A 25,609-nucleotide genomic window follows, 5' to 3' on the forward strand; every position below is an offset into this window, starting at 1 on the left:
CTTGTATCGCAAGGCTCCCCCCAGGCATGCGCTTCATGCTCCAATAGCCGCCGATTCCAGTTGCACGCAGGCCGCCCATGAAGCCCATCGCCGTATCGATCCTGACCCTGTTGCTCCACTCCCTGCTATTCAGCGCCCCGGCCCTGGCCGGTGATGCCGAAGCCGGCGCCAAGCTGTTCAAGCGCCTGTGCAGCGGCTGCCATAACATCGGGCCTTCGGTGCGCAGTTCCTTCGGGCCGCAGCTCAATGGCATCATCGACCGCCCCGCCGGCAGCGCCGCGGACTACCAGTACTCGACGGCCATGAAGTCCTCGGGCATTGTCTGGAGCCGGGACAAGCTCATCCAGTACCTGGAAGACCCCAAGGCCGTGGTGCCCGGTACCCGGATGATTTTCTGGGGGCTGAGCGATGAGGAAAAAATCGATAATCTGCTGGCCTATCTGCAGACGTTCCAGACCCCCTGACCCGTTTTCGACAAGGATGTGTTGATGAAGCTCCCTTTGCTCTCGCTGGCGGCCATGAGCCTCGCCCTGGGCGCGCTGACGCCCGATCTGCAGGCCGCCGGCTTCGACTGCGCCAAGGCCTCGACCCAAGTGGAAAAGACTGTCTGCGCCACGCCGACGCTGTCCGCCAAGGACGAGGAGATGACCCGCCGCTACCAGGCGCTGAAGCACTTGCAGGTGTTCCGCCTGCTGCAAGGCCATTGGTTGAAGAACACCCGCAATACCTGCCCCGACACCGATTGCCTGGAGTCGGTCTACCGGGCCCAGGTGAAAATGCTCACGTCGCTGCCGATTCCTCCCGAGCCCGCCCCGGACGCACTGCGCCCACTGGCTCCCGGCGAGGCGTACCTGGTCTATGACCCGGACGACTGGCAGAACTTCACCCTGGCCACCTTCAACAGCACCCTGCCCCAGGGCGACCAGCAGATCGTCGATGCCCAGGTGATAGCCGGGGTGCTGCATGTGGTGCTGTTTGTCGGGCGCTATCAGCAGGGCAAGCCGGTGTATGTCGGCACCCTGTATGAGTACGCCGATGACCAGCCGGGGCTGCATCCCATCGCCCAGGACATCGCCTTCGCCGGCTGGGCCAATCCCGGGGCCAACGACCAGGGGCCGCGCTACGCCGGGATAGTCGATGGCCAGTTCTACTACCGCGAGCAGCTGGCGGGCCAGTTGCAGCAAAGCATGGTCTACCGCCTGGGTTCGCGCAGCGCGCCCGCCAGCACTCAGCAGGTGTTCCAGGTTGGCTCCAACACCTTCATGCACGCCCGGGCACGGGTGGAGCAGGACCTCAATCGCGACAGCAGCCAGCTGTCCCTGAACTATGAGCGCGCCAACGCGGGCAGCCATTCGGAGAACATCACCGAGCAGAAACAGCCCGATGCCGGATGGGCCATCGTCAACCCGACCTGGAGCACCACGCGCCCGGTGCTGTACTTCGATAACCAAGGGCCCCGGGCCTGTATCTGGCGGGTCGATATGCGGGGCAAGGAGTTGTCGAAGATAGTCACCGATCACGACGCAATGTCGGCCCGGCCGGTGGATATCCATGGCCGTGAAGCGGTGGTCTACCTGCAGGGCAACCAGCTGAAGTTCGCCATCAATCCGGACGACTGACGAACAGCGTTCGCGGATAAAAAAGGCTCGCGATCCGGCGAGCCTTTTTTATTGCATCAACCACGCTGCATTCAAGGCAGCTTGATCTTGTACTCGGCCAGCTTGGCCTGGTGCTGCGGCTCGACGTACTTCTGGTTCACCAGCTTGGCGAACTGTGCAAAGTCGGCGCGGGCGTCGTCGGTCTGGCCCAGTTTGTCGTAGGCCAGGCCGCGGTGGTAGAAGGCCCAGGCATAGTCGGGCTGCTTCAACAGGCCTGTGCTGTAGGCTTCCGCGGCCTCGCGGTAGCGACCCAGGTCGTACAGCGTCTGGCCCAGATGGTAGTAGGTCGGCATGTTGAAACCGCTGCCCTTGCCCGCCTCGCCCAGGTTGTTGTCAAGGTTGGACTGCACCAGCTCCAGGGCCTTTTGCGGGTTGCCCGCTTCGCGATACAGACGGCTCAGGTCCAGCACCGCCCGAGCATCGGGCTTGGGGCCCAACTCGATGGATTTTTCCTTGGCGGCGATGGCTTCCGGATAACGCTTGAAGCTGGCGTAGGCATCGGATTTGAGCCAGTACACCAGGCTCTGCATGGGCTGGCTCAGCTGGTTCTTCTCAAGGCACAGGTCGGCCTCTTGCAGCACCACGTCGAATTTTTCGGCCTTGGAAGCCTGGCCCACCATGCGGCAATGGGCGTAGTTGATCTGGTCCTGGCTCTGCAGGCTGGCGCAGCCAGTCACAGCAAGGGCACACACAAGCAGGAGCGACCCGCGTACAGACAATGAAGGCATGTTTTTCAATCCAGCAGATGGGCGTTGAGGTCAGGGCGATACACCTGCAGCAACGGCGCGGTGACCGTACCCTGCAAGCTGCAGAAGATCGTGGTGCGTCCGGCAATCGGCGCGTTGGTGGTACCGATGTCGATGCTCAGGATGCGTTCGACATAACCGAACGGCGTAGCCACGCCACCGCCCGCCAGGCCTTCGGTGCGCCACTGGTCGATGGGGTCGCCGACCCGGCGGATCTCCACCCGGCTCATGGCGCTGCGGTCTGCCTTCAGGCGGCTGTTGTCCACCAGCAGCGGCTTGAGCGCCGCGGCCACGTCCTTGGGCTGGCCCTCGGCGACAAAGCCCCAGAACAGCAGGTTGCCCACCGACTTCAGCGACTGAGCTTCGTTGTAGTAGCCCACCAGGCGCACGCCATTGACCAGCAGCGGCTGTTCGAAGGCCTGGTAGCGCCCGCCTTCCTGCAAAGGGTTCATGACCTTGGGCGCGCTTACCGCACCGTACCGGGCCAGGCTCAAGGTGCCGGTCGGCAGTCGGGCGGTATTCAGGTTCTGGAAGAACTGCGCATCGCAGCGGGAGAAGTCGCTCAGCAACTGCTCGGGCGCAGTCGCTTGCTGGCCGTGGGCGATGCTGGCGACGCTCAGCAGGCACAGGCCGGATAGCAGGGTACGGAACATCGAAATCATCCGTGACAAGACAGGGGGGTGGACTGTAACAAGATTGATATGCGCCAACCACTGGCTGAAAAAAGCACCCGGGCGAGAACAGTCACCCGCCATCCCGGGCATTTCTGCAACCCGGATGCCCAGGCACAAAAAAGCCCCGAACCAGTCGGGGCTTTTCGTGTGGCAACCCCCTGATATCAGGGGGTGATCAGGCGTTCATCAGAACACGTTGATCGGGTAGTCGACGAACACACGCAGTTCGTTGCCGCCCACGTTGTACTCGGAAGACTTCTGCGAAACGCGCAGTACCGAGCTGCGTACTTTCACGCTCAGGTCTTTGGCTGGGCCACTCTGTACTACGTACTTGAACTGGTTGAAGATTTCCCGCTCGCTGCCGCCGGTGGAGGTCGAGGTGGTGATGTTGTCGCCACGCACGTAGGCCACGTTATAGGTCAGGCCCGGTACGCCGAAGGCGCCGAAGTCCAGACCGTAGCCCAGCTGCCAGCTGCGCTCGTCTTCGGCGTTGAAGTCGGACCAGTAGGAGTTGGCCAGGTAGATGGTGTTGCCGCCATCGCCCACGCGGTTCTGACCGCGCTGGTAGCCGCCATAGGCATAGCCCAGGTGGCTGTCGCCGGTGCTGCGCTGGTGCGCCAGGGTGAAGGAGTGCGGGCCCATGGCGTAGGTGGCTGCCAGGCTCCAGATCTTGTTGTCTTCGCCGCCGGCTTTAGCCTTCTCGGCGTAGGACTTGTCCAGCTCGGTACGGTAGCCGTTGAAGTCCAGGGTCAGGGACTGGTCAGTGGCCAGCGGGAACACGTAGTTCAGGTTGATGTATTGCTTCTTCAGCACGTCTTCGACGTCGGAAGCGTACAGCGCGCCCTTGAACTGCTCGGTGAACTGGTAGCTACCGCCCAATACGTTGATCGACTTCAGGCCACCACTGTCACGGCCTTCGGCGCTCTTGCGCGACTCGGCGGTGAAGTGACCGGCGTTCAGCTCCAGGCCCTTGATCTCCTTGGAGGTGATCAGGGTACCGGTGTAGCTTTCCGGCAGCAGGCGCGAGTTGTCATAGTTCAGCACCGGCAGGGCCGGCATCTGGTCACCGTAGGTCAGCACAGTGTTGGAGAAACGGAACTTGACTGCAGCACCGGCCTTGGCCAGGTCGTCTGCAGCGCTACCGCTGTCACCCTGCTTGAAGAAGTCGATGCCGCCGGCACCGCTGCGACCCTTGCCGCCGTCCAGGCGCAGTGCGTACAGGCCGAAGGCGTCAACGCCCACGCCCACGGTGCCCTGGGTGAAGCCCGAGGAGAAGGTGCCGATGAAACCCTGGCCCCATTCAGCCTTGTCCGGGTTGCCATCTTTGTAGTCACGGTTGATGTAAGCGTTGCGCAACAGCACTTTCAGGCTGCTGTCTTCAACAAAACCCTTGGCGTCGGCCTGGCCGTCGGCCATGGCCTGTGTTGCGCTCAAAATCCCCAGTGCAACCAAGCAGATCCGCTGTTTAAACATTTTATTTTCCTTATTACGGGTTGGTGACGCGCTGTGAGCTCCGCGGCTATGGCGATTGAACGCTCTTCTACCGTTGAAACAAAAAAGCCCGACCGCGGGTGAGCACGGTGGGCCTTTTATTATTCTGAAATATGGCTCCTGGCCACAGGCGTTGGGGCGAATCCTATCTGCGCCTTTAACAACGTGTCAATTTCGTGAATCGTCTTTGAATAGCTGAAAATATTCTAAGAACTGCGGGCTAGAGCATTGCCAGCTGCACACTGTGACTGTCCACGAATTGTTCGAAGTGGGTGACCTTGCCATCTTTAAGTGTCCACAAGTGAGCCACCCGTACATCGATCGGTTTGCCCGAGGCCTTGTAGACGCCCTGGTAATTGCCATAGGCGAACACCTTGTCGCCCTGGGCCACATAGTTCTCGACCTTGAAGGTGAAGTCCTGCCATTCCGAGCCCAGGCGCTTGAAGACGTGCTCCAGCACCGCCTCGAACCCTATGTAGGTGCCGGCATAGGGAAAGCCTGCCGCCTCGGTCCAGCGGGCATCGGGGGCCAGGGCCGCTGCGGTGTTGCGCGCATTTTCCTGGGAGTTGGCACCTTCGTAGGTGCTCTTGATCAACGCTAGGTTATCCATGGGTGACTCCACGCAGGTCAGGTGAGTTCAGGGTGTGCAACCGTCCAGGCCACAGGCCTGGACCACGCCATCGTGAGGGCCGCTATCGGCGCCCAGGGAGGTCTTCAGCCAGTCGGCGAAGGCCTCGGGTTTGCCCAGCCAGGGGCTGATGTCGAGCAACTGGTAACGACCATCGCGCTCCAGCACCAGGGTCGGGAAGCCTTGCCCGCCGACCTTGGCCAACAGGGCCCGGCTGGCCTTTATATGGTTGTCCAGTTCATGGGCCACCGCCTGGTCGAAGGCCGCCTCGAAGGCGACCGGGGCAAACCCCTGGGCCTGCGCCAGCTCCAGCAGCACCTGCCGGTCGGCGATCCTGCGTCCTTCCAGATAATGCGCCGTCTGCAACCGGCCCAGAAATTCCAGGCCCCGCCCTTCCATAGCCTGGGCCGCCAGTACGGCGGCAATCGGCGGCGCCGAGTCGAAGGTGGCCGTCTCATCCCGCAGCAGGCCCTCGAAATAGGCCTGGCCAAAAGGCTGCCCGGTGTACTCGGCGATCCGCCGGTCATGGGGCATGACGTAATCGCGCAGTTGCGGCGAGACCGGCTGGCGGTTGCGCCCGGTCATCATGCCGCCGGCATGGGCCACCACCGGCACCACCGCCTGGGCGGCCTGCACCAGCGGCTTGGCACCGTAGCACCAGCCGCACAGGGGGTCATAAATATAGTGAAGGGTGGCCAAGGACATATCTGGGCTCCAGCAAGGTCTTGAAAATTCGATGTCACGCAGACTAGGCCGCGCGCGCCAAGGGAAAAACCTCGAATTGGCTTTTAGTCTGTTGCTGTAACCGGTCGAATCCGTCTGTTTAGCTTCAGTATGTGAACCGATACCTGAAAGATACATTCAGAAACAAATAGCCAGGGGAGCTTATTAGGGAATATTTAACATCTGGTAATGACAAGCATTACCATTCGCGCCCTCGAATTTCCCCTTCTCGGATGCGTTTCAGATGCCTGCCCATTTCCGCCTCATGCCCCTGTCCCTGGGTCTTTGCACCCTGCTGGCCAACGGTTTTGCCTGCGCTGCCAGCACTACCCTGCCGATGACCTCCATCAGTGCCGAGGCCGAAGCCGACCCCGATGACCCTCGCGTCAAGGAAGTCAGCACTGCAACCCGTACCTCGACCCCGGCGCGCTACGTGCCCCAGGCCATCGACACAATCAAGACCGCCAACGTGCTGGACTACGGCGTCAACGACCTGGGCAGCGCCCTGAGTGGCATTCCCAACGTCAGCAGCGGCTCGGACACGCGCTTCGACAGCCTGCGGATCCGCGGCTTCGATGCCAGTAACGACTTCTACCTGGACGGCATCCGCGACGACAGCCAATACGTGCGCGACCTGCACAACATCGAGCGCATCGAAGTGCTCAAGGGCCCGGCGGCAGTGCTCTACGGCCGTGGCAGCCAGGGCGGGATCATCAACCGGGTGAGCAAGCTGCCGGAATTCGGCCGCCGCTCCAGCGTCGAAGTCCAGGGCGGCAGCCAGGACCTGCGCAGCCTGTATGCCGATCTCAGCGCCGACCCGACAGAGAACATCAGCCTGCGCCTGAACCTGGGCAACGAGGACCGGAACAGTTTCCGCAAAGGCGTCAGCGGCAACCGCCAATTGTTCGCCCCGTCCATGAGCTGGCAACTGACCCCGGACCTGAACTGGCTGGTGCAGTACGAATACAGCCGCTACAACCGCACCCCGGACCGCGGCATCCCCGGGGTCAATGGACGCCCGGCGGACGTCAGCCGCGACACCACCTACGGCGATCACCGCGACTACATCGACGACAAGTCCCAGTCCCTGCGCTCCAAGCTGAGCTACGAGCTCAGCGAGAACTGGCAACTGCGCCACACCCTGGGGGTATTCAAGCTCGACAGCGACTTCGACAACACCTACCAGACCGGCTACAACGCCACGACGGGCAAGGTCCAACGCCAACGCTGGCAGCAGGACCTGAAGACCCGCAACGTCTACAACAACACCGAACTGGAGGGCCGTTTCGACACCTTCGGCCTGGAACATCGCCTGCTCACCGGCCTGGAGCTCGGCAGCCAGCGCCGCGACCCGATCCTCTACAACGCCGCCACTTCCGGGCCGGGCAGCCAGGCGGTGCCCGCCGTCGACCTGTACAACCCCAACCCGTACCAGAGCCACACCGGCCGCATGCAGGTCTCCAGCAACAACCACACCGAGGTCGAAAGCCGGGCCCTCTATGTGCAGGATCAACTGCGCCTGAACGATCAATGGCAATTGCTCGCCGGCCTGCGCTACGACAACTTCGATGTGCAGACCAGCAACCGCAAGAACGGGCTCTCCGAAAGCCGCGAAAGCCACAGCGTCAGCCCGCGCCTGGGGGTGGTCTGGACGCCGCTGGAGCACCACTCGTTCTATGCCTCGTGGAGCAAGTCGTTCTCACCGGTGGGCGGCGGCCTGATCGGCATCACCCCGAACGCCGCCGGTAACGGCAACGACCTGAGCCCTGAGCTCACCCGGCAGAAGGAAGTCGGAGTCAAGAGCGACTGGCTGGACGAACGCCTGAGCACCACCCTGGCGGTGTATGAGCTGGAGCTCTACAACCGTCGCACCTCCGATCCGCAAGACCGCAGCATCACCCTGCTCACCGGGCTGCAACGCTCCCGCGGCATCGAGCTGACGGGCACCGGCAAGATCGTCGGCAACTGGTACCTGCGCGGCGGCATCGGCCTGCAGGACGCCGTGGTGGTCAAGGACAACAACGGCTTCGAAGACAAGCGCGTGAACAACGTCGCCAAGCGCAATGGCAGCCTGTTCATCACCTGGAAACCGGAACTGGGCTGGTACGCCGAGACCGGCCTGACCCTGGTCGGCGACCGCTTCGCCGATAGCAGCAACACCGTGGCGCTGCCCGGTTATGGCCGCTGGGACGCCCTGGCCGGTTACCGGCACAAGGACTGGGACGTACGCGCTGCGCTGAACAATATCGCCGACCGCGAGTACTACAGTTCCGCCACCAGCGCCTTCCAGATCCAGCCGGGCGACCCTCGCAGCCTGGTGGTCACCGGCAACTACCGCTTCTGACACCCGGACGCCCGGCATCTGAATGCCAGGCAAAAAAAAGCGCTGCCATCCCGGCAGCGCTTCGCACAATCCCTTGTTTGTCTATCCTTTCACCACATCCCACAACGCCTGCAGTTCCGCCTCGCTGAGCAATCCAGCGGGGTAACGCTCAATGATGATCCGGCGCGGATCAGGTTCCCTGATCTGACGCGTTCCATTGGACTTCAACCACTGGGCCAGCACCTGCAGCGACTCGTTATTCATTGCCAAGGGATGGGACGCCCGCTCGCTGACCATGTTCATTCCAGCGCTCTCCTGGTATCTGAGCGGCCTAACTTATCCAAGCTTTATGACAGAACAACACCGTTCTCCATGTCTCAGAATCACGCCAGGAGAGATACAAGAGCTATGCCAATGTGCCACCCGTGCCGATATACGGCCATGAAAAAGCCCGCGGCCTGTCTAGGCTGCGGGCTGGCTGGTGAAGCTCAGGCCACGGGCCGGGCCGGCACCGGCAAACAACCGGCATCGGCTGTTACAACGGCACTCAAATCCGCTGTGGCGCGGGCTGTTGCTGGGTAAGGCAGTGGATATTGCCGCCCCCCAGTAACAGTTCACGGCCCGGCACCATCACCACTTCGTGCTCGGGAAACAGCTGCTGCAGGATGGCCTTGGCCTGGGCGTCCATCGGGTCGTCAAAGCTGGGCGCGATGATCCCGCCATTGACGATCAGGAAGTTCACGTAGGAACCCGCCAGCCGCACCGAAGGGTTGCGCTCCTGGCTGCCCTCTACCGCGTCGACCCCGGCGCATTCCTCTTCGGTGGCGTACAAGGGGCCGGGAATCGGCATCTTGTGCACCTTGAAGGTGCGGCCCTTGGCGTCACGGGTGTTTTCCAGCACCTGCAGGGCGGCCTGGCAACGCGGGTAGTTCGGGTCCTGGGGGTCGTCGGTCCAGGCCAGCAGCACTTCGCCCGGGCGCACATAGCAGCAGAAGTTATCCACATGGCCGTCGGTTTCGTCGTTGTACAGGCCGTCCGGCAGCCAGACGATCTGCTCCACCGCTAGATGCTCGCGCAGTACCGCCTCGATCTCTTCGCGGGACAGGTGCGGGTTGCGGTTGTGGTTGAGCAGGCATTCCTCGGTGGTGATCAGGGTGCCTTCGCCATCGACGTGGATCGAGCCACCTTCGAGCACGAAGCCCTCGGTGCGGTACTCCTGGCAACGTTCGATTTCCAGCACCTTGCTGGCGACCTGCTCGTCACGGTTCCACGGCGAATACAGGCCGCCTTCGAAGCCGCCCCAGGCGTTGAATCCCCAGTGCACGCCGCGCACTTCGCCGCTGGCGTTGATGACGAAAGTCGGGCCGGTGTCGCGGACCCAGGCGTCGTCGCTGGACATTTCCACCACACGGATATTGGGCACGTCCAGGCGTGCCCGGGCGTTTTCATACTGGGCCGCGGACACGGCCACTGTCACCGGTTCAAAGCGCGCGATGGCCTTGGCCACCGCGGCATGGGCGGCCTGCGCCGGCTTGCCGCCCAGGCGCCAGTTGTCCGGGCGCTCGGGCCAGATCATCCAGGCCTGGGTCTGGGTCGCCCATTCGGCGGGCATGTAGAAACCGTCGGCGCGCGGCGTGCTGTGCAAAGTGCTCATAGTGTTCAGGACTCCAGGGAACCGTCGAGGGTTTTCAGCGCGCCATAGAGGTTCGGACGACGGTCACGGAAACTGCCCCAGGCGCTGCGGATGTGCTCGAGCTCGTCGAGGTCGAAGCTGTGCACAAGGATACCTTCTTCAGTTTGGTTGAGCTCCTGAACCTTCTCGCCGAACTGATTGGCGATGAAGGACGAGCCGTAGAAGGTGATGTCGTAGCCGTCCTGCTCTTCGTTGCCGATGCGGTTGCTGGCGATCAGCGGCATCAGGTTGGCCCCGGCATGGCCCTGCTGCACCCGCTGCCAGTGGTCGCGGGAGGAAATTGTCTGGTCGTGGGGCTCGCTGCCGATGGCGGTGGGGTAGAAGAGAATCTCCGCGCCTTGCAAGGCCATGCTGCGGGCGCACTCGGGGAACCACTGGTCCCAGCAGATGCCCACGCCGATCTTCGCGTAGCGGGTGTTCCATACCTTGAAGCCGGTATCGCCCGGGTTGAAGTAGTACTTTTCGTGGTAGCCGGGGCCATCCGGGATGTGGCTTTTCCGATAAATCCCGAGGTTGCTGCCATCGGCATCGATGATCGCGATGCTGTTGAAACGCGCCCGCCCGGCCAGCTCGTAGAAGCTGATGGGCAGCACCACTTGCAGCTCCCTGGCGACTTTCTGGAAGTGCGCGATGGCGGCGTTGCTGTCCACCGTGGTGGCCAGTTGCAGGTAATCCGGGTTGGGCTTCTGGCAGAAGTAAGGCGCCTCGAACAGTTCCTGGATCAGGATGATCTGCGCCCCCTTGGCCGCGGCTTCGCGTACCAGTTTCTCAGCGGTTTCGAGGTTGGCCTCAAGGTCCCAGGAACAGGCCATCTGGGTAGCGGCGACGGTAACGGTACGGCTCATGGATCAACTCCTGGGCAAGGCGAAGCGGTCGATGACAACGGACACAAGGCACCGGGCACGGCGAGGCCAAGCCTGGATATGGCCACTTTATATCCGATAAATATCGACTTTAAAAGCTGAAAAACCATTAACTACGATAAATTAACGACAAAAAGCCGATAACAATCGAATTATAAAGAAACGCATTCGCCGGCAAGCCGGCTCCTACCAAGCGTTGCAGGAGCCGGCCTGCCGGCGAATGGAGGTCAACGCAAAGCAGAGCCCTGCGCCTACAGCTCTTCGCTCAACACCTTGGCCAGCATGTCGACGAAGAAATCCACGCTCTGGCGAGTCGTGACCATCGGCGGCTTGATCTTGAGGATGTTCAGGTGATCGCCGGTAGGTTGCATGAAAATCCCCAGCTCGCGCAGGCGTTCGCACAGCAGGGTGGTTTCCTCGGTGGCCGGTTCCAGGGTGGCGTGATCGCGGATCAGTTCCAGCCCCAGGTAGAAACCGGAACCATGCACCGCTCCCACCAGCGGGTGGTTTTCCTTGAGCGCCTCCAGCCGCTGCCGGAAGTGTTCACCGACCACCTGGGCGTTTTCCCAGAGTTTCTCTTCCTGCATCACGTCCAGCACCGCAATGCCGATGCGGCAACTGACCGGGCTGCCGCCGGACGAGGAGAAGAAATAGCCTTCGGCCTCCAGCGCTTCGGCGATTTCCCGCCGGGTGATCACCGCACCCAAGGGCTGGCCGTTGCCCATGCCCTTGGCCATGGTGATGATGTCCGGGGTCACGCCCTGCTCCTCGAAGCCCCAGAAGAACTGGCCCATGCGCCCGTAGCCGACCTGGATCTCGTCGGCGATGCACACCCCGCCCCGGGCCCGCACCCGCTCGTAGACCTGCTGCAGGTAGCCCGGTGGCAGCGAAATCCCTCCGGCGTTGCCATACACGGGTTCGCAGATGAAACCGGCCAGCTGGCGTTGCTGCTCATCCAGCTTGTGCAGTTGCTGGTCGACGCTGCGCAGGTAGTGCGGGGTGCTGTCCTGGCCGCGGAACTCGCCGCGATAGGTGTTGGGCGCGGTCACCGGGTGCACCCACTCCGGACGGCTGGTGAGGGCCTGAGGGTTGTCGGCGATGGAGGTGGATACTGCGTCAGCCGCCACCGACCAGCCGTGGTAGGCCTCCAGCACACTGAGCATGTCGCGCCCGCCGCTGTAGGCCCAGGCCAGGCGGATCGCCAGGTCATTGGCCTCGGTGCCGCTGTTGACCAGGAACACCCGGTCCATGGAATCCGGTGCCAGGGCCAGCAGGCGCTCGGAGAACTCGGCGATCGCCGCATAGTGGAAACGCGAGTTGGTGTTGAGCAGCGACCATTGCCGCGCCGCTTCAGCGGCCATGCGCGGGTGACCGTGGCCCAGCACCGCGACGTTGTTGAGCATGTCCAGGTAGGAACGCCCCTGCATGTCGATCAAGTGGTTGCGCCAGCCGCGCTCGATCCGCGGCGGATCGAGGTAATAGTGCTTCTGCGAGCGGGCAAAACTGGCGTCACGACGCTCCAGCAGGGTTTGCGGATCCAGTTCCGGCTCGGCATCGCAGGCCAGCCCCAGCAGCGCCGCCGGCGAGGGGCAAAGGGCTTGCCAGGCCGGGGCTCGGGACGGTGTACAGAACAGCGGCGGATCCAGTTCGGCAGCGCGACACAGCTGCACCTTGAGCCGACCATCCCCCGCCACGGCGCCCAGCACCTGGCCCTTGACCAGCGCCGCTCCCGGCTGCAACGAAGGCTCGACGCCCCACAGGTGCACACTCAGGGTCGGGCCATCGAGGCGCAACAGGCCTTGCTCGGCACGGTGCAGGACCCCGGCGAACGGCGCTTCCACAGCGGTGCCTGGCGGCACTTGCAGTTGTACATGCAAGGGGCAGGTCGAGGGTTCCTCGGCGCTATCGGGACGGGTCTGCGACAGGCGGTACTGTCCATAGCGGCTGGCGGCCAGGCCATGGGCGGCGCCAGCTTCGGCCAACAGGCGATCGTCGATCCCCGGCTGCTCCCAATTGCCCGCCTCGAAGTGCGGGCTGAGCACGCCCAGGTCGATCAGGGCGAATTCGCGCCCCACCAGGCTCGGCAACAGCGGGGCAAACCCCTCACCGCCAATGGCAGGCAGTGCGTGCCCGACAGCGGTGAGAATCGCCGCCTCCATGAACTCGAACGACACCGAGTTGGCGACCTGGAAAATCTCCCACTCGTGGCTCAGGTTGGCACGGCTGTAGGCATTGCCCGGGTCGATGCTGACCTGCTGCTCGCCACTGAGCACCAGCACCGCCGCCCGGGCCACGATCAGAGGCCAGAGCGCCAGCAGCTCCGCCCGTTGCAACGGGTTGACCTGATGGTAGGCCTGGATCGCCGGGAGGATGCGCAGCGGGTCGCCCTCGGCGTGATGCAGCAGCGCCGCGCAGGTCACCGACAGGTCGGTGATGCGCCAGGTGCGGATCAGGTCGCCGAAATCGATCACCCCCTGCACCTGCCAATGCCGTGCTTCATCCCGCTGCCAGACCACGTTGTCATCGGTGATGTCCATATGGATGGCCTGCACCGGCAGTTGCTCCAGCAGCGGATGCAGGCGGCGCTCGGCGCGTTGCGCGGCGCTGGCGATCACCGCTCGTTGCTGCGGGTCGGCAATGACCGGCAGCAGATGCCCGATCAATGCCTGGGCATGCCGGGCGTCCCATTGCAGGGTGCGCTCCAGGCCCGGATGCTCGAAATCCGCCAGGGCCAGGTCCATCTGCCCGCACAGCCGGCCCAGGCCCGCCACCAGCTCGCCGCCCAGGTGCGGCAGCTGGGTCAGGGAGCGGCCTTCTATATAGTCCAGCAGGCGCACGTGCAGCGCTTGCCCGGCGATCTCCAGGGACAGCAGGTCCGCGCCGTTTGTCGCCGGGATGACCCTGGGCACTCGCAGCTCCGGGTGCTGTTGCAGATGCTTGAGGCCGGCGTGCTGCGCCTGCAACTCCAGGACCGAGTAGTCGCCGCGGCAGATCTTCAGGACAAACCGCCCCTGGGGGCTGTCGACGCGATAGTTGAGGTCTTGCTGGCTGCCCAGCGAGTGCAGGGTGCCGTGCAGGCCGTAGTGGCTTTCCAGCAACTCCAGCGCTTGCTGCGCTAAGACTTGCGGGCTGGGCAGACTGGCACGGTGGATCAAGGTGGCGAGCAACATACAACGACCCCTGGAATTGTTATAGGGCGCTTATATCGCCACTGCGCAAGTTAATGCGCAACCCCAAAGCGCACAGGCAAGACCAGAGCCTTGCCTGCTGTAAACTTCGGCCGGCGAAATTTCCGACGGTTCGCAGAGCAATCAAGCGGTTGTTGCTATTGCACCCTAGGCGTCCTATCGACAAGCTATGCTGCATTCGTCGCAGCAAATGACCGTTTTCAAGGATACAGGCCCCAAATATGCGCATTCTCGTTACCGGCGGAGCCGGTTTTATCGGCTCGGCCCTGGTCCGCCATCTGCTTCAGCACACGGAACACGAAGTGCTGAACCTGGACAAACTGACCTACGCAGGCAACCTGGAATCGCTGCACAGCATCGCCAGCAACAGCCGCTATGAGTTCGTCAAGGCCGATATCGTCGACCAGGCCACCGTCAGCGCCGTGCTGGCGCGCTTCCAGCCCCACGCGATCATGCACCTGGCTGCCGAGTCCCATGTCGACCGCTCCATCGACGGGCCGTCCGACTTCATCCAGACCAATATCGTCGGCACCTACAGCCTGCTGGAAGCGACCCGCGCCTACTGGCACACATTGCCCGAGGCGGAAAAAGCCGCTTTCCGTTTCCACCATATTTCCACCGATGAGGTCTATGGCGACCTGCATGGCGTCGATGACCTGTTCACCGAAACCACGCCCTACGCCCCCAGCTCGCCCTACTCCGCCAGCAAGGCCGCATCCGACCACCTGGTCCGCGCCTGGCAGCGTACCTATGGGCTGCCGGTGCTGATCACCAACTGCTCCAACAACTACGGCCCGTTCCACTTCCCCGAAAAGCTGATTCCGCTGGTGATCCTCAACGCCCTGGCAGGCAAACCGCTGCCGGTGTACGGCAACGGCCTGCAGGTGCGCGACTGGCTGTATGTCGAGGATCACGCCCGGGCCCTGTTCAAGGTGATGACCGAAGGCACGGTCGGCGAGACCTACAACATCGGCGGCCACAACGAGCAGAAGAACATCGACGTGGTACGCGGCATCTGCAGCCTGCTGGAAGAGCTGGCCCCGCAGAAACCCCAGGGCGTGGCTCACTACGCCGACCTCATCACCTTCGTCCAGGACCGCCCCGGCCACGATCTGCGCTACGCCATCGACGCCGGCAAGATCGAGCGCGAGCTGGGCTGGGTTCCGGAAGAAACCTTCACCAGTGGCCTGCGCAAGACCGTGCAGTGGTACCTGGAAAACCTCGAGTGGTGCCGCCGGGTACAAGACGGCAGCTACCAGGGCCAACGCCTGGGTTCCACCGACATCAAGGATCTGATTGCATGATCAAAGGCATTGTTCTGGCGGGCGGCTCCGGCACCCGTCTGCACCCCATCACCCTCGGTGTGTCCAAGCAGCTGCTGCCAATCTACGACAAGCCGATGATCTACTACCCGATCTCGGTACTGATGCTGGCCGGCATCCAGGACATCCTGATCATCTCCACCCCCCAGGACCTGCCGCAATACCGCAACCTGCTGGGTGACGGCAGCCAGTTCGGCGTGCGTTTTTGCTACGCCGAACAGCCTTCGCCGGATGGCCTGGCCCAGGCCTTCCTGATTGGCGAGGAGTTCATCGGCAATGACCCGGTGTGCCTGATCCTGGGCGACAACATCTTCCACGGCCAGTACTTCGGCGAACAGCTGCGCGATGCCGCCAAGCGCACCAGCGGCGCCACGGTGTTCGGCTACTGGGTCAAGGACCCGGAGCGTTTCGGGGTCATCGACTTCGACAGCGAGGGCCGTGCCCTGTCCATCGAAGAGAAACCCAAGAAGCCGAAGTCCAGCTACGCGGTCACCGGCCTGTATTTCTACGACAATGACGTGGTGCAGATTGCCAGGGACGTCAAGCCTTCGCCCCGGGGCGAACTGGAGATCACCGACGTCAACAACGCCTACCTTAAGCGTGGCGACCTGCACGTGGAGCGTTTTGGCCGGGGCTTTGCCTGGCTCGACACCGGCACCCACGACAGCCTGCTGGAGGCCTCGCAATACGTGCAGACCATCGAGCATCGCCAGGGCCTGAAAGTCGCCTGTCTGGAAGAGATCGCCTATGAGAACCGCTGGATCAGCCGCGAGCACCTGCTGGAGCGCGCCGCTTACTTCGGCAAGACCGGCTATGGCCAGTACCTGTTCACTCTGGCGGGGGAGACCCAATGAACATCATTCAGACAGAGCTCACCGGTGTACTGATTATCGAGCCCAAGGTCTTTGGCGACGAGCGTGGCTTCTTCTACGAGAGCTTCAATGCCAAGGCCTTTGAAGAGGCCACCGGCTTGCAGAAGAGCTTTGTACAGGACAATCACTCGCGATCCGTCAAGAACGTCCTGCGTGGTCTGCACTACCAGATTGAGCACCCGCAGGGAAAACTGGTCCGGGTGATTGCCGGCGAGGTTCTGGACGTAGCCGTCGATATCCGGCGCAGCTCCCCGAACTTTGGCCGTTGGGCAAGTGTTCGCCTGTCTGCACATAACAATCGCCAACTATGGATTCCCGAAGGGTTCGCCCATGGCTTCGTAGTACTCAGCGACGCTGCCGAGTTTCTCTACAAGACCACCGATTACTACACGCCTTCTGCTGAACGTTGCATCAGCTGGGACGATCCGACCCTGGCGATCAACTGGCAGTTGCAGGATATGCCAACGCTCTCGGCCAAGGACCAGAAAGGTAAAAGCCTAGAAGAGGCCGATCTGTTCCCATGAACGCTCCTCTGAAAATCCTTATCAGCGGCCAGCACGGCCAGGTCTCCCGGGAGCTGCAGCAGCGCCTCGGCGACCTCGGTGAGCTGGTGGTCCTGGGTCGTGAGCAACTGGACCTGAGCCACCCGGAACAGATCCGCCAGCAAGTGCGCGCCATTCGCCCGGACCTGATCATCAATGCCGCCGCCCACACCGCCGTCGACCAGGCCCAGAGCGAGCCGGAGCTGGCTTTTGCGATCAACGCCACGGCCCCCGGGATCTTCGCCCAGGAAGCCTTCGAGCTGGGTGTGCCGCTGATTCACTACTCCACCGACTACGTGTTCGATGGCAGCAAGGAAACGCCCTATGTGGAGGACGACGAGCCCAACCCGCTGAGTGTCTACGGCGAGAGCAAGCTGGCCGGCGAACGGGCGATCCGGCTGGTCCAGGGCCAGCATTTGATCCTGCGCACCAGTTGGGTCTACTCCAGCCATGGCAAGAACTTCCTGCTGACCATGCAGCGCCTGCTGCAGGAAAAACCCGAGCTGCGGGTGGTGGCCGACCAGATCGGCGCGCCCACCTGGGCCGGCACCATCGCCACCAGCACCCGGGCGCTGATCGAGCGTTGGCGAGCCGTGCAGCCCGGCGCCTGGGGCACCTACCACCTCACCGCCCACGGCGAGACTTCCTGGTTCGGCTTTGCCCAGGCCATCGGCGAGCAGTTGCTGGCCATGGACAAACCCTGCGCCGTCCTTGAAGCCATCCCTTCCAGCGCTTACCCGACACCGGCGCCGCGGCCGTTGAACTCGCGCCTGGACTGCAGCCGCCTGGCACGGGAGTGGGGCGTGGTCCAGCCGGACTGGCACACCGCATTGCGCGAGTGTCTTGCCGAGCAGGGCTAGGCATAATGCGCCTGTATCCACAGGCGCCTTTTCCATGACCCCACCCCTTCCCCGTCGCCCTCGCTGGCGCAGCCTGGCCTTGCTGGCACTGTGCCTGGCGCCGTTGCTGTGGCCGCTGGAGCATCTGGCGGAGCGCTACTACCGCAACGAGCTGACCAGCCAGAACCGCCAGACCCTCGACCTGTACGTGGCCAACCTGCTGGGCACCCTGCACCGCTACGAAGTGCTGCCGCAGATCCTCGGCGACTTGCCGGCACTGCGCGCGGTACTCGGCGCCCCGGACGATGGCGTGACCCAGGGCAACGCCAACCGCCTGCTGAAGAACATCAGTGCCCAGACCGGCGCCGAGGTGATGTACCTGATGGACACCAGCGGCAAGACCCTGGCGGCCTCCAACTGGGACAAGCACGACAGCTTCGTCGGTCGCAATTTCGCCTTCCGCCCCTATTTCAGCGAGGCCATGGCCGGGCGCCTGGGGCGCTTCTTCGGCCTGGGCACCACCTCGGCCAAGCGCGGTTACTTCTTTGCTGCCGCGGTGCGCGATGGCGAGCGGATCCTTGGCGTGCTGGTGGTCAAGGTCGACCTGGACCACACCGAAAGCCTGTGGGGCAAGACCCCGGAACAGCTGCTGATGACCGACCACAATGGCGTGGTGATCCTCACCTCGCGCCCGGAATGGCGCTTTCGCGCGACCCGGCCGCTGAGCGACGAGGAACGCCAGGCGATCGTCGCCATCCAGCCCTATCCGACTCGCGACCCAAGGCCGCTGAACCTCAACCCCAATGCCTGGCTGACCCAGACCCAGCAGATCGACGAAACCCGCTGGGCCGTGAGCATCCTCGCACCGCGCACTCTGATCGACCGGCCGGTGCGCACGGTAGTGGCCGTGGGCGCCGCCGCGCTGCTGGTGCTGATGCTGTTGCTCGGCCTGATGATGCAGCGCCGCCGCCACTACCTGGAGCGGATCGCCTTCGAAGCCAAGGCGCGGCGCGAGCTGGAGATGCGTGTGGCCGAGCGCACCAGCGACCTGGAAAGCCTCAACCGGCGCCTGAAGCAGGAAGTGCTGGAGCGCGAAACCGCCCAGCAGGAACTGGTGCGGGCCCAGGACAACCTGGTCCAGGCCGGCAAGCTCTCGGCTCTGGGCACCATGTCGGCCAGCATCAGCCACGAGCTCAACCAGCCCCTGGCGGCGATCCGCAGCTATGCCGAGAACGCCGAAGTGCTGCTGGACCACCAGCGCACCGACGACGCCCGAGGCAACCTCAAGCTGATCAGCGAACTGACCGGGCGCATGGCCTCGATCATTGCCCACCTGCGGGCCTTCGCCCGGCGCGATCACCACGCCCCGGAAAGCGTGGCCCTGCAACCGGCCCTGGACGACGCCCTGGCGCTACTGGCCAAGCGCCGCCGGGCCATGGAAGTGGAACTGATCCGCGACCTGCCGGCTGCCACCCTGTGGGTCGAAGCCGGGGAAACCCGCCTGCGCCAGGTGCTTGGCAATCTGCTGGCCAACGCCCTGGATGCCCTGACCGAAAAAGGCCCACCGCGCAAACTCTGGCTGAGTGCCGAATCCACCGCCACCGGCGTCAACCTGTACATTCGCGACAACGGTCCGGGCTTCTGCATGGAAGCGCTGGGTCGCGCCGGAGAGCCGTTCTACACCACCAAGACCCGTACTCAGGGCCTGGGCCTGGGGCTGGCCATCTGCGACACCCTGATGCGTGCCTTCGGTGGTGAACTGTCATTCGCCAACCACCGCGAAGGCGGGGCCCTGATCACCCTGCGCCTGCGGGCCGGGGCCCCCGGAGTCAGCCTGCAGCCCTCCGAGGACCGCGGGGTATGAAGCAGAGCGGCACCCGATATCAACCCTGTCCGGCCCGGCGCTCCCGGCCCCGACACGATCTGGAAAGTGAGCGATGAGCCATCCCGAGAGCCTCGATCCTCAGTTGCAAGTGGTGCTGATCGACGACGATCCCCACCTGCGCCAGGCCCTGAGCCAGACCCTGGACCTGGCGGGGCTCAAGGTGCTGTCCCTCGCCGAAGCCCAGGGCCTGGCGCCGCGCCTGGAGCGGGATTGGCCGGGGGTGGTGGTCAGCGACATCCGCATGCCCGGCATGGACGGCCTGGAGCTGCTCAACCAGCTGCATGCCCAGGACCCGGAACTGCCGGTGCTGCTGATCACCGGCCACGGCGACGTGCCCCTGGCCGTGCAGGCCATGCGTGCCGGCGCCTATGACTTTCTGGAAAAGCCCTTCGCCAGCGATGCCCTGCTGGACAGCGTGCGCCGCGCCCTGGACTGGCGGCGCCTGGTGCTGGACAACCGCAGCCTGCGCCTAGCCCTCAGCGACCGTCAGGAACTCAGTGCGCGGCTGGTAGGCCAGTCGCCGCCGATGCTGCGCCTGCGCCAGCAGATCGGCGCCCTGGCGGCGACCCGGGCCGATGTGCTGATCCTCGGCGAGACCGGCGCCGGCAAGGAAGTGGTGGCCCGTGCCCTGCACGATCTCTCCGGACGGCGCAACGGGCCGTTCGTGGCGATCAACGCCGGTGCCCTGGCGGAGTCGGTGGTGGAAAGCGAGCTGTTCGGCCACGAGCCGGGGGCCTTCACCGGCGCGCAGAAACGCCGCATCGGCAAGTTCGAATTTGCCAACGGCGGCACCCTGTTCCTCGATGAGATCGAAAGCATGAGCCTGGATGTCCAGGTCAAGCTGCTGCGCCTGCTGCAGGAGCGGGTGGTGGAACGCCTGGGGGGCAATCAATTGATCCCGCTGGATATCCGCATCATCGCCGCGACCAAGGAAGACCTGCGCCAGGCCGCGGACCAGGGACGCTTTCGCGCCGACCTCTACTACCGCCTGAACGTCGCGCCGCTGCGCATTCCACCGCTACGCGAGCGTGGCGAAGACGTGCTGATGCTGTTCCAGCACTTCGCCGACGAAGCCAGCACCCGCCACGGCCTGCCGCCCCAGGAACTGCAACCCGGACACCGTGCCTTGCTGCTGCGCCACAGCTGGCCGGGCAACGTGCGCGAGCTGCAGAACGCCGCCGAACGCTTCGCCCTGGGCCTAGAACTGGCCCTGGACAACAGCGAGCCGGGTACGCCCGCGGCTGCGGCCCCGAGCCTGATCGAAGGAGGCTTGAGCGAGCAGGTGGAGCACTTCGAAAAGACCCTGATCGCCGCTGAAATGGCCCAGCCCCACAGCTCCATGCGCAGCCTCGCCGAAGCCCTGGGGATTCCACGCAAGACCCTGCACGACAAGCTGCGCAAGCACGGTTTGAACTTCGCCGACGGCGGCGCCAACCAGCCCGGCGACGAATCAGAATGAAGCGTTCCGTTATTCCCTTGACCCCTGAGGCCCCGGCATGAATCGCGACAGTCGATACCTGGAATCCATCCTCCACCGCGACATCCCCCTGACACGGGACATGGGTCTGCAGGTGCTCGACTGGCAGGTGCAAGAGTTGCGCCTGCACTTGCCCCTGGAGGCCAACGTCAACCACAAGAGCACCATGTTCGGCGGCAGCCTGTACTGCGGTGCGGTGCTCGCCGGCTGGGGCTGGCTGCACCTGCGGCTCAAGGAACAGGGCATCGATGACGGGCACATCGTCATCCAGGAAGGCCAGATCAGTTACCCGCTGCCGGTGACCGGCGACGCCGTGGCGATCTGCGCCGCACCGGATGACAAGGTCTGGAACAAATTCCTCGCCATGTATCAGCGCTACGGCCGTGCCCGGCTGACCTTGCACACCCGGGTCGTCAATGCCGGCAGCGCAGAAGACGCCGTGCGTTTTACCGGCCAGTACGTCCTGCACCGCTAACCCGTTTGCGACCCGGCTCAAATCTGTAGGAGCTGGCTTGCCAGCGAAGAGGCCGGAAATGCTTGCACAGGGCCCAAGGGCCCCGTCGCCGGCAAGCCGGCTCCTGCACAAGGGTGGCAGCGGCAAGTCGCCGCGAGGTGATCAGGAGCGGGCCAGTTCCAGCAACTTGGCGCGCCAGGGCGCCTTGGCCGGCAGGGCCAGGAAGAAGCCGTTGAGCAACGACTCCCGAGGTGGATAGCAGAACGGCGCACCGCTGAGATCCAGCACCTCGCCGCCCGCGCCTTCGAGCACGCCCTGGGCCGCCGCGGTGTCCCACTGCGAGGTGGGCGCCAGGCGCGGATAGCAGTCCGCCGCGCCTTCGGCCAGCAGGCAGAACTTCAGCGAACTGCCGATATTGGCCAGTTGCAATTCACCCAGGGCGGCGCTCAAACCACTGAGCAGACGTTCCTGCTCCGGGCTCGAATGCCGGCGGCTGGCCACCACGGTAAACGCCTCGCCGGCCCCCGGTTGCTCACGCACCTGGATCGCCTGCGGTGCCTGCCCGCGATCCACGCGCCAGGCCCCAAGGCCGGCACCGCCCAGGTAGCAGCGGCCACTGGTGGGCATCGACACCACGCCGAACACCACCCGCCCCTGCTCGATCAGGGCGATATTGACGGTGAATTCTTCACTGCCGGAAATGAATTCCTTGGTGCCGTCCAGCGGGTCCACCAGCCACCAGCGCTGCCAGCTGGCGCGGGTGGCCTGGGGAATGTCCGCATCCTCTTCGGACAGCACCGGGATGCTCGGGTCCAGGGCCGTGAGGCCGGCCACGATCAGGTGATGGGCGGCCAGGTCGGCGGCGGTCACCGGCGACTCGTCGGCCTTGTGATTGACCGCCACATCGGCGCGCCAGAACGGCAGGATCGCTTCACCGGCACGCAGGGCCAGCTCGGCAACCGGCGCCAGCAAGGGGTGGGGAAAATTCATTGACGTCTCGCTCATGCTTGAAAGACCCCGCGCTGGCTCAGCAGGTCGCGGGTCAGGTACAGCGCAGCCAGGGCCCGGCCTTCGCTGAACTGAGGGTTCTGCGCCAGGCTCGCCAGTTCGCGCAGGTTGACCTTGTCGACCCGCATCGGCTCCGGCTCGTCGCCTTCCAGGCGCTCTTCATACAGATCGGTGGCCAGCACTACCTGGATCTTCTGGCTCATGTAGCCCGGGGACAGCGACAGCTCGGTCAGGTGCTCCAGTTGCCGCGCGCCAAACCCGGCCTCTTCCTTGAGCTCGCGCTCGGCCGCTGCCAGCACATCCTCCCCCGGCTCGATCAGGCCCTTGGGCAACGACAGCTCGTAGGCGTCGGTGCCTCCGCAGTATTCCTCCACCAACACTGCATGCTCGGCGTCGAGCATTGCCACGATCATCACCGCGCCATAGCCGGCGCCCTTGCCCACCAGGCGCTCATAGGTACGTTCGACGCCATTGGAAAACCGCAACTGCACCTCTTCGACACAGAACAGACGACTGGTGGCGACGATCTCGCGGGCGAGTACGGTGGGTTTCTGGCGCATAGCGGGCTCCTTGGCGATAGCGGGTTACTATACAGCCTGTTTTAAAGTGACTGGGTTGCAGATTGCCGGTGCACAGCACCACGGCGGAACCTATTGTTTACTGCGTGTGACCGCCCTCTTCGAGGCGGCTCCTTTCTATCCGTTCTAGTGACCGGGCCTCCCTGCCCCACTGGCCTTGTCGACCCCGCCGGTCGGCTGTTTTCTTACCACTGGAGAAGTGTTCGATGGCCCTACTGCCCTGGCACCAGATCGATACCGTCCTGCTGGACATGGACGGCACCTTGCTGGACCTGCACTACGACAACCATTTCTGGATGGAACACCTGCCCCAACGCTACGCCGAGCTGCACGGGGTCAGCCGGGCCATGGCCGAGCTGGAGCTGCAGCCCCTGTTCGAACGCAACGCCGGCCAGTTGCAGTGGTATTGCCTGGACTTCTGGAGCGCCGAACTGCAACTGCCGGTGCGCGAGTTGAAGCTGGAAACCGCGCACCTGATCGCCCTGCGTCCGGACGCAGACACCTTTCTTGCAGCCATCAAGCAAGCCGGAAAGCGGGTGATCCTGATCACCAACGCCCATCGCGACTCCCTGTCATTGAAGCTGGAACGGATCGAACTGGCGCCATACTTCGAACGCCTGATCAGTTCCCACGACTACGGTTTCCCCAAGGAAAGCCCCCAGTTCTGGGACGCCTTGCAGGCCGATATCCGCTTCGACCCGGCCCGCAGCCTGTTCATCGACGACACCCTGCCCATCCTGCGCAGTGCGCGGGACTTTGGTGTGGCGCAGTTGCTGGCGGTGAGCCAGCCGGACAGCCGCAGAGGGCCGAAAGACACCGCGGAGTTCGCGGCGGTGGGGGATTACCGGGCGTTGATCGAAGGCTTGTGAAGCCCTTCGCGGGCAAGCTCGCTCCTACAGAACCCCGTGGGAGCGGGCTTGCCCGCGAAGAGAACCGATCATTCGGGAATACGCAGCACCTGGCCCGGGTAAATCTTGTCCGGGTGGGACAGCAGCGGCTTGTTGGCCTCGAAGATCTTGTTGTACTTGTTGGCATCGCCGTACTGCACCTTGGCGATGGCGCTCAGGGTGTCGCCTTTCTTCACGGTGACGAATACCGCAGAAACCACCGCCGGACCGGTCACGGTGATCTGGTCCTCGACACTGCCGACGCCGGAAATGTTGCCCAGGGCCAGCAGGATCTTCTCCTTCTCTTCCTGGCTCGCCACTTCACCGCTGACAATCACCTTGTCACCTTCCACCGTGGCATGAACATTGGGATTGCCCAGGCCAACCTTTTCGATGTGCTCCTTGAGTTGCTCACTGGCATTGGCGTTACCCGGGGTCAACAGGTCGATCAGTTTCTCACCGGCTTCCTTCACAAAGCTGAAAATGCTCATGTCGCACACTCCTTGGTTGATAGATCCAGACGCGAAAGACTAGACCAGCCTGGCCGGATGAGGTTCCCGGGCGACCAGTGACCCAAGGTCACAGGCCCGCGGTAGAATCCCAGCCTTTTGCCGCTCCGGAGCGAAGATGGACCTCAAGCAGCTGAAATTCCTCATCGCCCTCGACGAAACCCGGCATTTCGGCCAAGCCGCCGCGCGCTGCCACATCACCCAGCCGACCCTCTCCATGCGCCTGCGCAGCCTGGAAGAAGAGCTCGACTTGCCGCTGGTCAAGCGCGGCCAGCGTTTCGAAGGCTTCACCGCACCCGGCGAGCGGGTGCTGGCGTGGGCCCGCACCGTGCTCACCGCCCATGACGGGCTATTGGCCGAGGCCGCCGCCTGCCGCGGCAACCTGGTGGGCACCCTGCGCGTAGGGGTGGTGCCGCTGTCGAGTTTCAATCCCCAGCCACTGCTGCAGCGCCTGCATGCCGAGCACCCGAACCTGCGCTTCGAACTCTCGTCCCTGAGCTCGGAACAGATCCTCGAACAGTTGGCCAGCAATCGCCTGGACCTCGGGGTTTCCTACCTGGAGCGCCTGGACAGCGAGAATTTCGACTCCCTGCCCCTGGAACCGACCCACATGGGCCTGCTCTACGACCACCGGCACTTCAGCTTCGGCGAGCAGCCCCTGAGCTGGGAGGCGCTGATCGAACTGCCCCTGGGCCTGCTCACCAGCGGCATGCACTTTCGCCAGTCCATCGACCACAACTTCCACATCCGCGGCCTGCAACCGCAGCCGGTGCTGCAGACCGACGCCGTCCATCAGCTGGTGCAGATGGTCCATGGCGGCCTGTGCTGCGCCGTGATGCCTCTGGACCGCAGCCTGGAAACCCTCACCGAGCACCTGCGCCTGCAACCCATTGCCGATGCCCAGACCCTGGCCCGCCTGGGCCTGATCATGCGCCGCAGCGCGCCGCGCTCGGCCCTGGCGCAAGCCTGCTTCGCCCTCTACCAGCAATCCTTCGGCGATTCTTGATCGACGCCATCTATCAATAGATCAGTACTAGCAATTAGACGCGACAGATTGCCGCGCTTAGTCTTGGGAGCCGTTACGCCGCTGGTCACCCCGGCGCGGCGCCAGCCCCGGCGAAACGGGCACCCGCACTCGCTGCCAGCCAGCCCCACAGCATCCCTCGAACGCTAGTACGCGAAGGCATTTGCCCGGCCAGACGCCGGCCGCGCGAGCAGCGTCTCAACCTTGTCCACCTGCCGCCGAGCG

Annotated in this window: 24 protein-coding genes; 12 read left to right on the forward strand and 12 right to left on the reverse strand. The window is 63.9% G+C overall.

The window, feature by feature from the left end:
- Positions 1-77: 77 nt before the first annotated feature.
- Both M2395_RS27545 and M2395_RS27550 read left to right on the forward strand, forming a co-directional pair.
- Entirely contained in the window at positions 78-464 is a 387-nt protein-coding gene (locus M2395_RS27545; protein WP_011058696.1) for a cytochrome c family protein, read from the forward strand.
- A 24-nt stretch (positions 465-488) separates the two neighbouring features.
- Positions 489-1,619, forward strand: a complete 1,131-nt coding sequence (locus tag M2395_RS27550) for a lysozyme inhibitor LprI family protein (protein ID WP_123431232.1) — start codon at positions 489-491, stop codon at positions 1,617-1,619.
- A gap of 71 nt (positions 1,620-1,690) precedes the next feature.
- On the opposite strand, the gene M2395_RS27555 is transcribed toward M2395_RS27550, so the two are convergent.
- From M2395_RS27555 to M2395_RS27575, 5 genes are all read right to left on the reverse strand, one after another.
- A complete protein-coding gene (locus tag M2395_RS27555) occupies positions 1,691-2,386 on the reverse strand; it encodes a tetratricopeptide repeat protein (RefSeq protein ID WP_011058694.1) in 696 nt (231 codons plus the stop codon).
- Between the two features lie 5 nt (positions 2,387-2,391).
- Complete coding sequence (locus M2395_RS27560) at positions 2,392-3,057, reverse strand: hypothetical protein (protein ID WP_230493583.1); 666 nt, start codon at positions 3,055-3,057, stop codon at positions 2,392-2,394.
- Positions 3,058-3,264: 207 nt separating this feature from the next.
- Complete coding sequence (locus tag M2395_RS27565) at positions 3,265-4,551, reverse strand: OprD family porin (RefSeq protein WP_015633793.1); 1,287 nt, start codon at positions 4,549-4,551, stop codon at positions 3,265-3,267.
- 238 nt (positions 4,552-4,789) lie between these two features.
- Positions 4,790-5,179, reverse strand: a complete 390-nt coding sequence (locus tag M2395_RS27570) for a nuclear transport factor 2 family protein (protein WP_015633792.1) — start codon at positions 5,177-5,179, stop codon at positions 4,790-4,792.
- A gap of 27 nt (positions 5,180-5,206) precedes the next feature.
- Positions 5,207-5,902: a DsbA family protein gene (locus M2395_RS27575; RefSeq protein WP_015633791.1), complete on the reverse strand. Its 696-nt coding sequence runs from the start codon at positions 5,900-5,902 to the stop codon at positions 5,207-5,209.
- 262 nt (positions 5,903-6,164) lie between these two features.
- Between M2395_RS27575 and M2395_RS27580 the strand changes: the two genes are divergently transcribed.
- Positions 6,165-8,264 (forward strand): TonB-dependent siderophore receptor, encoded by a 2,100-nt coding sequence (locus tag M2395_RS27580; RefSeq protein ID WP_123431233.1) that lies wholly within the window; start codon positions 6,165-6,167, stop codon positions 8,262-8,264.
- A gap of 81 nt (positions 8,265-8,345) precedes the next feature.
- On the opposite strand, the gene M2395_RS27585 is transcribed toward M2395_RS27580, so the two are convergent.
- The 4 genes from M2395_RS27585 to M2395_RS27600 form a co-directional block, all read right to left on the reverse strand.
- Positions 8,346-8,546: a hypothetical protein gene (locus M2395_RS27585; protein WP_011058687.1), complete on the reverse strand. Its 201-nt coding sequence runs from the start codon at positions 8,544-8,546 to the stop codon at positions 8,346-8,348.
- A gap of 244 nt (positions 8,547-8,790) precedes the next feature.
- Entirely contained in the window at positions 8,791-9,897 is a 1,107-nt protein-coding gene (gene aguA / locus M2395_RS27590; RefSeq protein WP_011058686.1) for an agmatine deiminase, read from the reverse strand.
- A gap of 5 nt (positions 9,898-9,902) precedes the next feature.
- Entirely contained in the window at positions 9,903-10,781 is an 879-nt protein-coding gene (gene aguB / locus M2395_RS27595; protein WP_011058685.1) for an N-carbamoylputrescine amidase, read from the reverse strand.
- A gap of 269 nt (positions 10,782-11,050) precedes the next feature.
- A complete protein-coding gene (locus M2395_RS27600) occupies positions 11,051-13,969 on the reverse strand; it encodes an aminotransferase (protein ID WP_077933208.1) in 2,919 nt (972 codons plus the stop codon).
- Between the two features lie 239 nt (positions 13,970-14,208).
- Here M2395_RS27600 and rfbB point away from each other — a divergent pair, with 239 nt between their 5' ends.
- From rfbB to M2395_RS27635, 7 genes are all read left to right on the forward strand, one after another.
- Entirely contained in the window at positions 14,209-15,291 is a 1,083-nt protein-coding gene (gene rfbB, locus M2395_RS27605; protein WP_015633786.1) for a dTDP-glucose 4,6-dehydratase, read from the forward strand.
- Complete coding sequence (gene rfbA, locus M2395_RS27610; protein WP_015633785.1) at positions 15,288-16,163, forward strand: glucose-1-phosphate thymidylyltransferase RfbA; 876 nt, start codon at positions 15,288-15,290, stop codon at positions 16,161-16,163. The genes rfbB and rfbA overlap by 4 nt, the downstream gene beginning before the upstream one ends.
- Positions 16,160-16,705: a dTDP-4-dehydrorhamnose 3,5-epimerase gene (gene rfbC, locus M2395_RS27615; RefSeq protein ID WP_015633784.1), complete on the forward strand. Its 546-nt coding sequence runs from the start codon at positions 16,160-16,162 to the stop codon at positions 16,703-16,705. Before rfbA ends, rfbC begins: the two co-directional genes overlap by 4 nt.
- Positions 16,702-17,583, forward strand: a complete 882-nt coding sequence (gene rfbD, locus M2395_RS27620; protein ID WP_123431234.1) for a dTDP-4-dehydrorhamnose reductase — start codon at positions 16,702-16,704, stop codon at positions 17,581-17,583. The genes rfbC and rfbD overlap by 4 nt, the downstream gene beginning before the upstream one ends.
- 34 nt (positions 17,584-17,617) lie before the next feature.
- Complete coding sequence (locus M2395_RS27625; RefSeq protein WP_011058679.1) at positions 17,618-19,426, forward strand: ATP-binding protein; 1,809 nt, start codon at positions 17,618-17,620, stop codon at positions 19,424-19,426.
- 73 nt (positions 19,427-19,499) lie between these two features.
- A complete protein-coding gene (locus M2395_RS27630; protein ID WP_053155930.1) occupies positions 19,500-20,906 on the forward strand; it encodes a sigma-54 dependent transcriptional regulator in 1,407 nt (468 codons plus the stop codon).
- A 37-nt stretch (positions 20,907-20,943) separates the two neighbouring features.
- Complete coding sequence (locus M2395_RS27635) at positions 20,944-21,399, forward strand: YiiD C-terminal domain-containing protein (protein WP_015633781.1); 456 nt, start codon at positions 20,944-20,946, stop codon at positions 21,397-21,399.
- Positions 21,400-21,540: 141 nt separating this feature from the next.
- Here M2395_RS27635 and cysQ read toward each other — a convergent pair whose 3' ends face one another.
- Positions 21,541-22,368: a 3'(2'),5'-bisphosphate nucleotidase CysQ gene (gene cysQ / locus M2395_RS27640; RefSeq protein WP_011058676.1), complete on the reverse strand. Its 828-nt coding sequence runs from the start codon at positions 22,366-22,368 to the stop codon at positions 21,541-21,543.
- Positions 22,369-22,379: 11 nt separating this feature from the next.
- Entirely contained in the window at positions 22,380-22,946 is a 567-nt protein-coding gene (gene nudE, locus M2395_RS27645; protein ID WP_011058675.1) for an ADP compounds hydrolase NudE, read from the reverse strand.
- 224 nt (positions 22,947-23,170) lie between these two features.
- Here nudE and yrfG point away from each other — a divergent pair, with 224 nt between their 5' ends.
- Positions 23,171-23,833: a GMP/IMP nucleotidase gene (yrfG, locus tag M2395_RS27650; RefSeq protein ID WP_015633779.1), complete on the forward strand. Its 663-nt coding sequence runs from the start codon at positions 23,171-23,173 to the stop codon at positions 23,831-23,833.
- Between the two features lie 68 nt (positions 23,834-23,901).
- Here yrfG and lysM read toward each other — a convergent pair whose 3' ends face one another.
- Positions 23,902-24,342, reverse strand: coding sequence for a peptidoglycan-binding protein LysM (lysM, locus tag M2395_RS27655; protein ID WP_011058673.1), 441 nt, complete (start codon positions 24,340-24,342; stop codon positions 23,902-23,904).
- A gap of 136 nt (positions 24,343-24,478) precedes the next feature.
- Here lysM and M2395_RS27660 point away from each other — a divergent pair, with 136 nt between their 5' ends.
- Complete coding sequence (locus M2395_RS27660) at positions 24,479-25,366, forward strand: LysR family transcriptional regulator (RefSeq protein WP_123431235.1); 888 nt, start codon at positions 24,479-24,481, stop codon at positions 25,364-25,366.
- Positions 25,367-25,609 lie beyond the last annotated feature (243 nt).

Source organism: Pseudomonas sp. BIGb0176, assembly GCF_024810175.1.
GTDB lineage: Bacteria > Pseudomonadota > Gammaproteobacteria > Pseudomonadales > Pseudomonadaceae > Aquipseudomonas > Aquipseudomonas protegens.

Excerpts from the sequence above, each read along its gene's own strand:
- M2395_RS27545 (WP_011058696.1), top strand. The coding sequence starts at position 78 with ATGAAGCCCATCGCCGTATCGATCCTGACCCTGTTGCTCCACTCCCTG.
- rfbB (WP_015633786.1), top strand. The coding sequence starts at position 14,209 with ATGCGCATTCTCGTTACCGGCGGAGCCGGTTTTATCGGCTCGGCCCTG.
- M2395_RS27600 (WP_077933208.1), bottom strand. The coding sequence starts at position 13,969 with ATGTTGCTCGCCACCTTGATCCACCGTGCCAGTCTGCCCAGCCCGCAA.
- rfbA (WP_015633785.1), top strand. The coding sequence starts at position 15,288 with ATGATCAAAGGCATTGTTCTGGCGGGCGGCTCCGGCACCCGTCTGCAC.
- M2395_RS27565 (WP_015633793.1), bottom strand. The coding sequence starts at position 4,551 with ATGTTTAAACAGCGGATCTGCTTGGTTGCACTGGGGATTTTGAGCGCA.
- M2395_RS27625 (WP_011058679.1), top strand. The coding sequence starts at position 17,618 with ATGACCCCACCCCTTCCCCGTCGCCCTCGCTGGCGCAGCCTGGCCTTG.
- cysQ (WP_011058676.1), bottom strand. The coding sequence starts at position 22,368 with ATGAATTTTCCCCACCCCTTGCTGGCGCCGGTTGCCGAGCTGGCCCTG.
- M2395_RS27580 (WP_123431233.1), top strand. The coding sequence starts at position 6,165 with ATGCCTGCCCATTTCCGCCTCATGCCCCTGTCCCTGGGTCTTTGCACC.
- aguA (WP_011058686.1), bottom strand. The coding sequence starts at position 9,897 with ATGAGCACTTTGCACAGCACGCCGCGCGCCGACGGTTTCTACATGCCC.
- M2395_RS27630 (WP_053155930.1), top strand. The coding sequence starts at position 19,500 with ATGAGCCATCCCGAGAGCCTCGATCCTCAGTTGCAAGTGGTGCTGATC.
- M2395_RS27570 (WP_015633792.1), bottom strand. The coding sequence starts at position 5,179 with ATGGATAACCTAGCGTTGATCAAGAGCACCTACGAAGGTGCCAACTCC.
- M2395_RS27560 (WP_230493583.1), bottom strand. The coding sequence starts at position 3,057 with ATGTTCCGTACCCTGCTATCCGGCCTGTGCCTGCTGAGCGTCGCCAGC.
- M2395_RS27585 (WP_011058687.1), bottom strand. The coding sequence starts at position 8,546 with ATGAACATGGTCAGCGAGCGGGCGTCCCATCCCTTGGCAATGAATAAC.
- M2395_RS27555 (WP_011058694.1), bottom strand. The coding sequence starts at position 2,386 with ATGCCTTCATTGTCTGTACGCGGGTCGCTCCTGCTTGTGTGTGCCCTT.
- M2395_RS27575 (WP_015633791.1), bottom strand. The coding sequence starts at position 5,902 with ATGTCCTTGGCCACCCTTCACTATATTTATGACCCCCTGTGCGGCTGG.
- lysM (WP_011058673.1), bottom strand. The coding sequence starts at position 24,342 with ATGAGCATTTTCAGCTTTGTGAAGGAAGCCGGTGAGAAACTGATCGAC.
- M2395_RS27660 (WP_123431235.1), top strand. The coding sequence starts at position 24,479 with ATGGACCTCAAGCAGCTGAAATTCCTCATCGCCCTCGACGAAACCCGG.
- yrfG (WP_015633779.1), top strand. The coding sequence starts at position 23,171 with ATGGCCCTACTGCCCTGGCACCAGATCGATACCGTCCTGCTGGACATG.
- M2395_RS27550 (WP_123431232.1), top strand. The coding sequence starts at position 489 with ATGAAGCTCCCTTTGCTCTCGCTGGCGGCCATGAGCCTCGCCCTGGGC.
- nudE (WP_011058675.1), bottom strand. The coding sequence starts at position 22,946 with ATGCGCCAGAAACCCACCGTACTCGCCCGCGAGATCGTCGCCACCAGT.
- aguB (WP_011058685.1), bottom strand. The coding sequence starts at position 10,781 with ATGAGCCGTACCGTTACCGTCGCCGCTACCCAGATGGCCTGTTCCTGG.
- rfbC (WP_015633784.1), top strand. The coding sequence starts at position 16,160 with ATGAACATCATTCAGACAGAGCTCACCGGTGTACTGATTATCGAGCCC.
- M2395_RS27635 (WP_015633781.1), top strand. The coding sequence starts at position 20,944 with ATGAATCGCGACAGTCGATACCTGGAATCCATCCTCCACCGCGACATC.
- rfbD (WP_123431234.1), top strand. The coding sequence starts at position 16,702 with ATGAACGCTCCTCTGAAAATCCTTATCAGCGGCCAGCACGGCCAGGTC.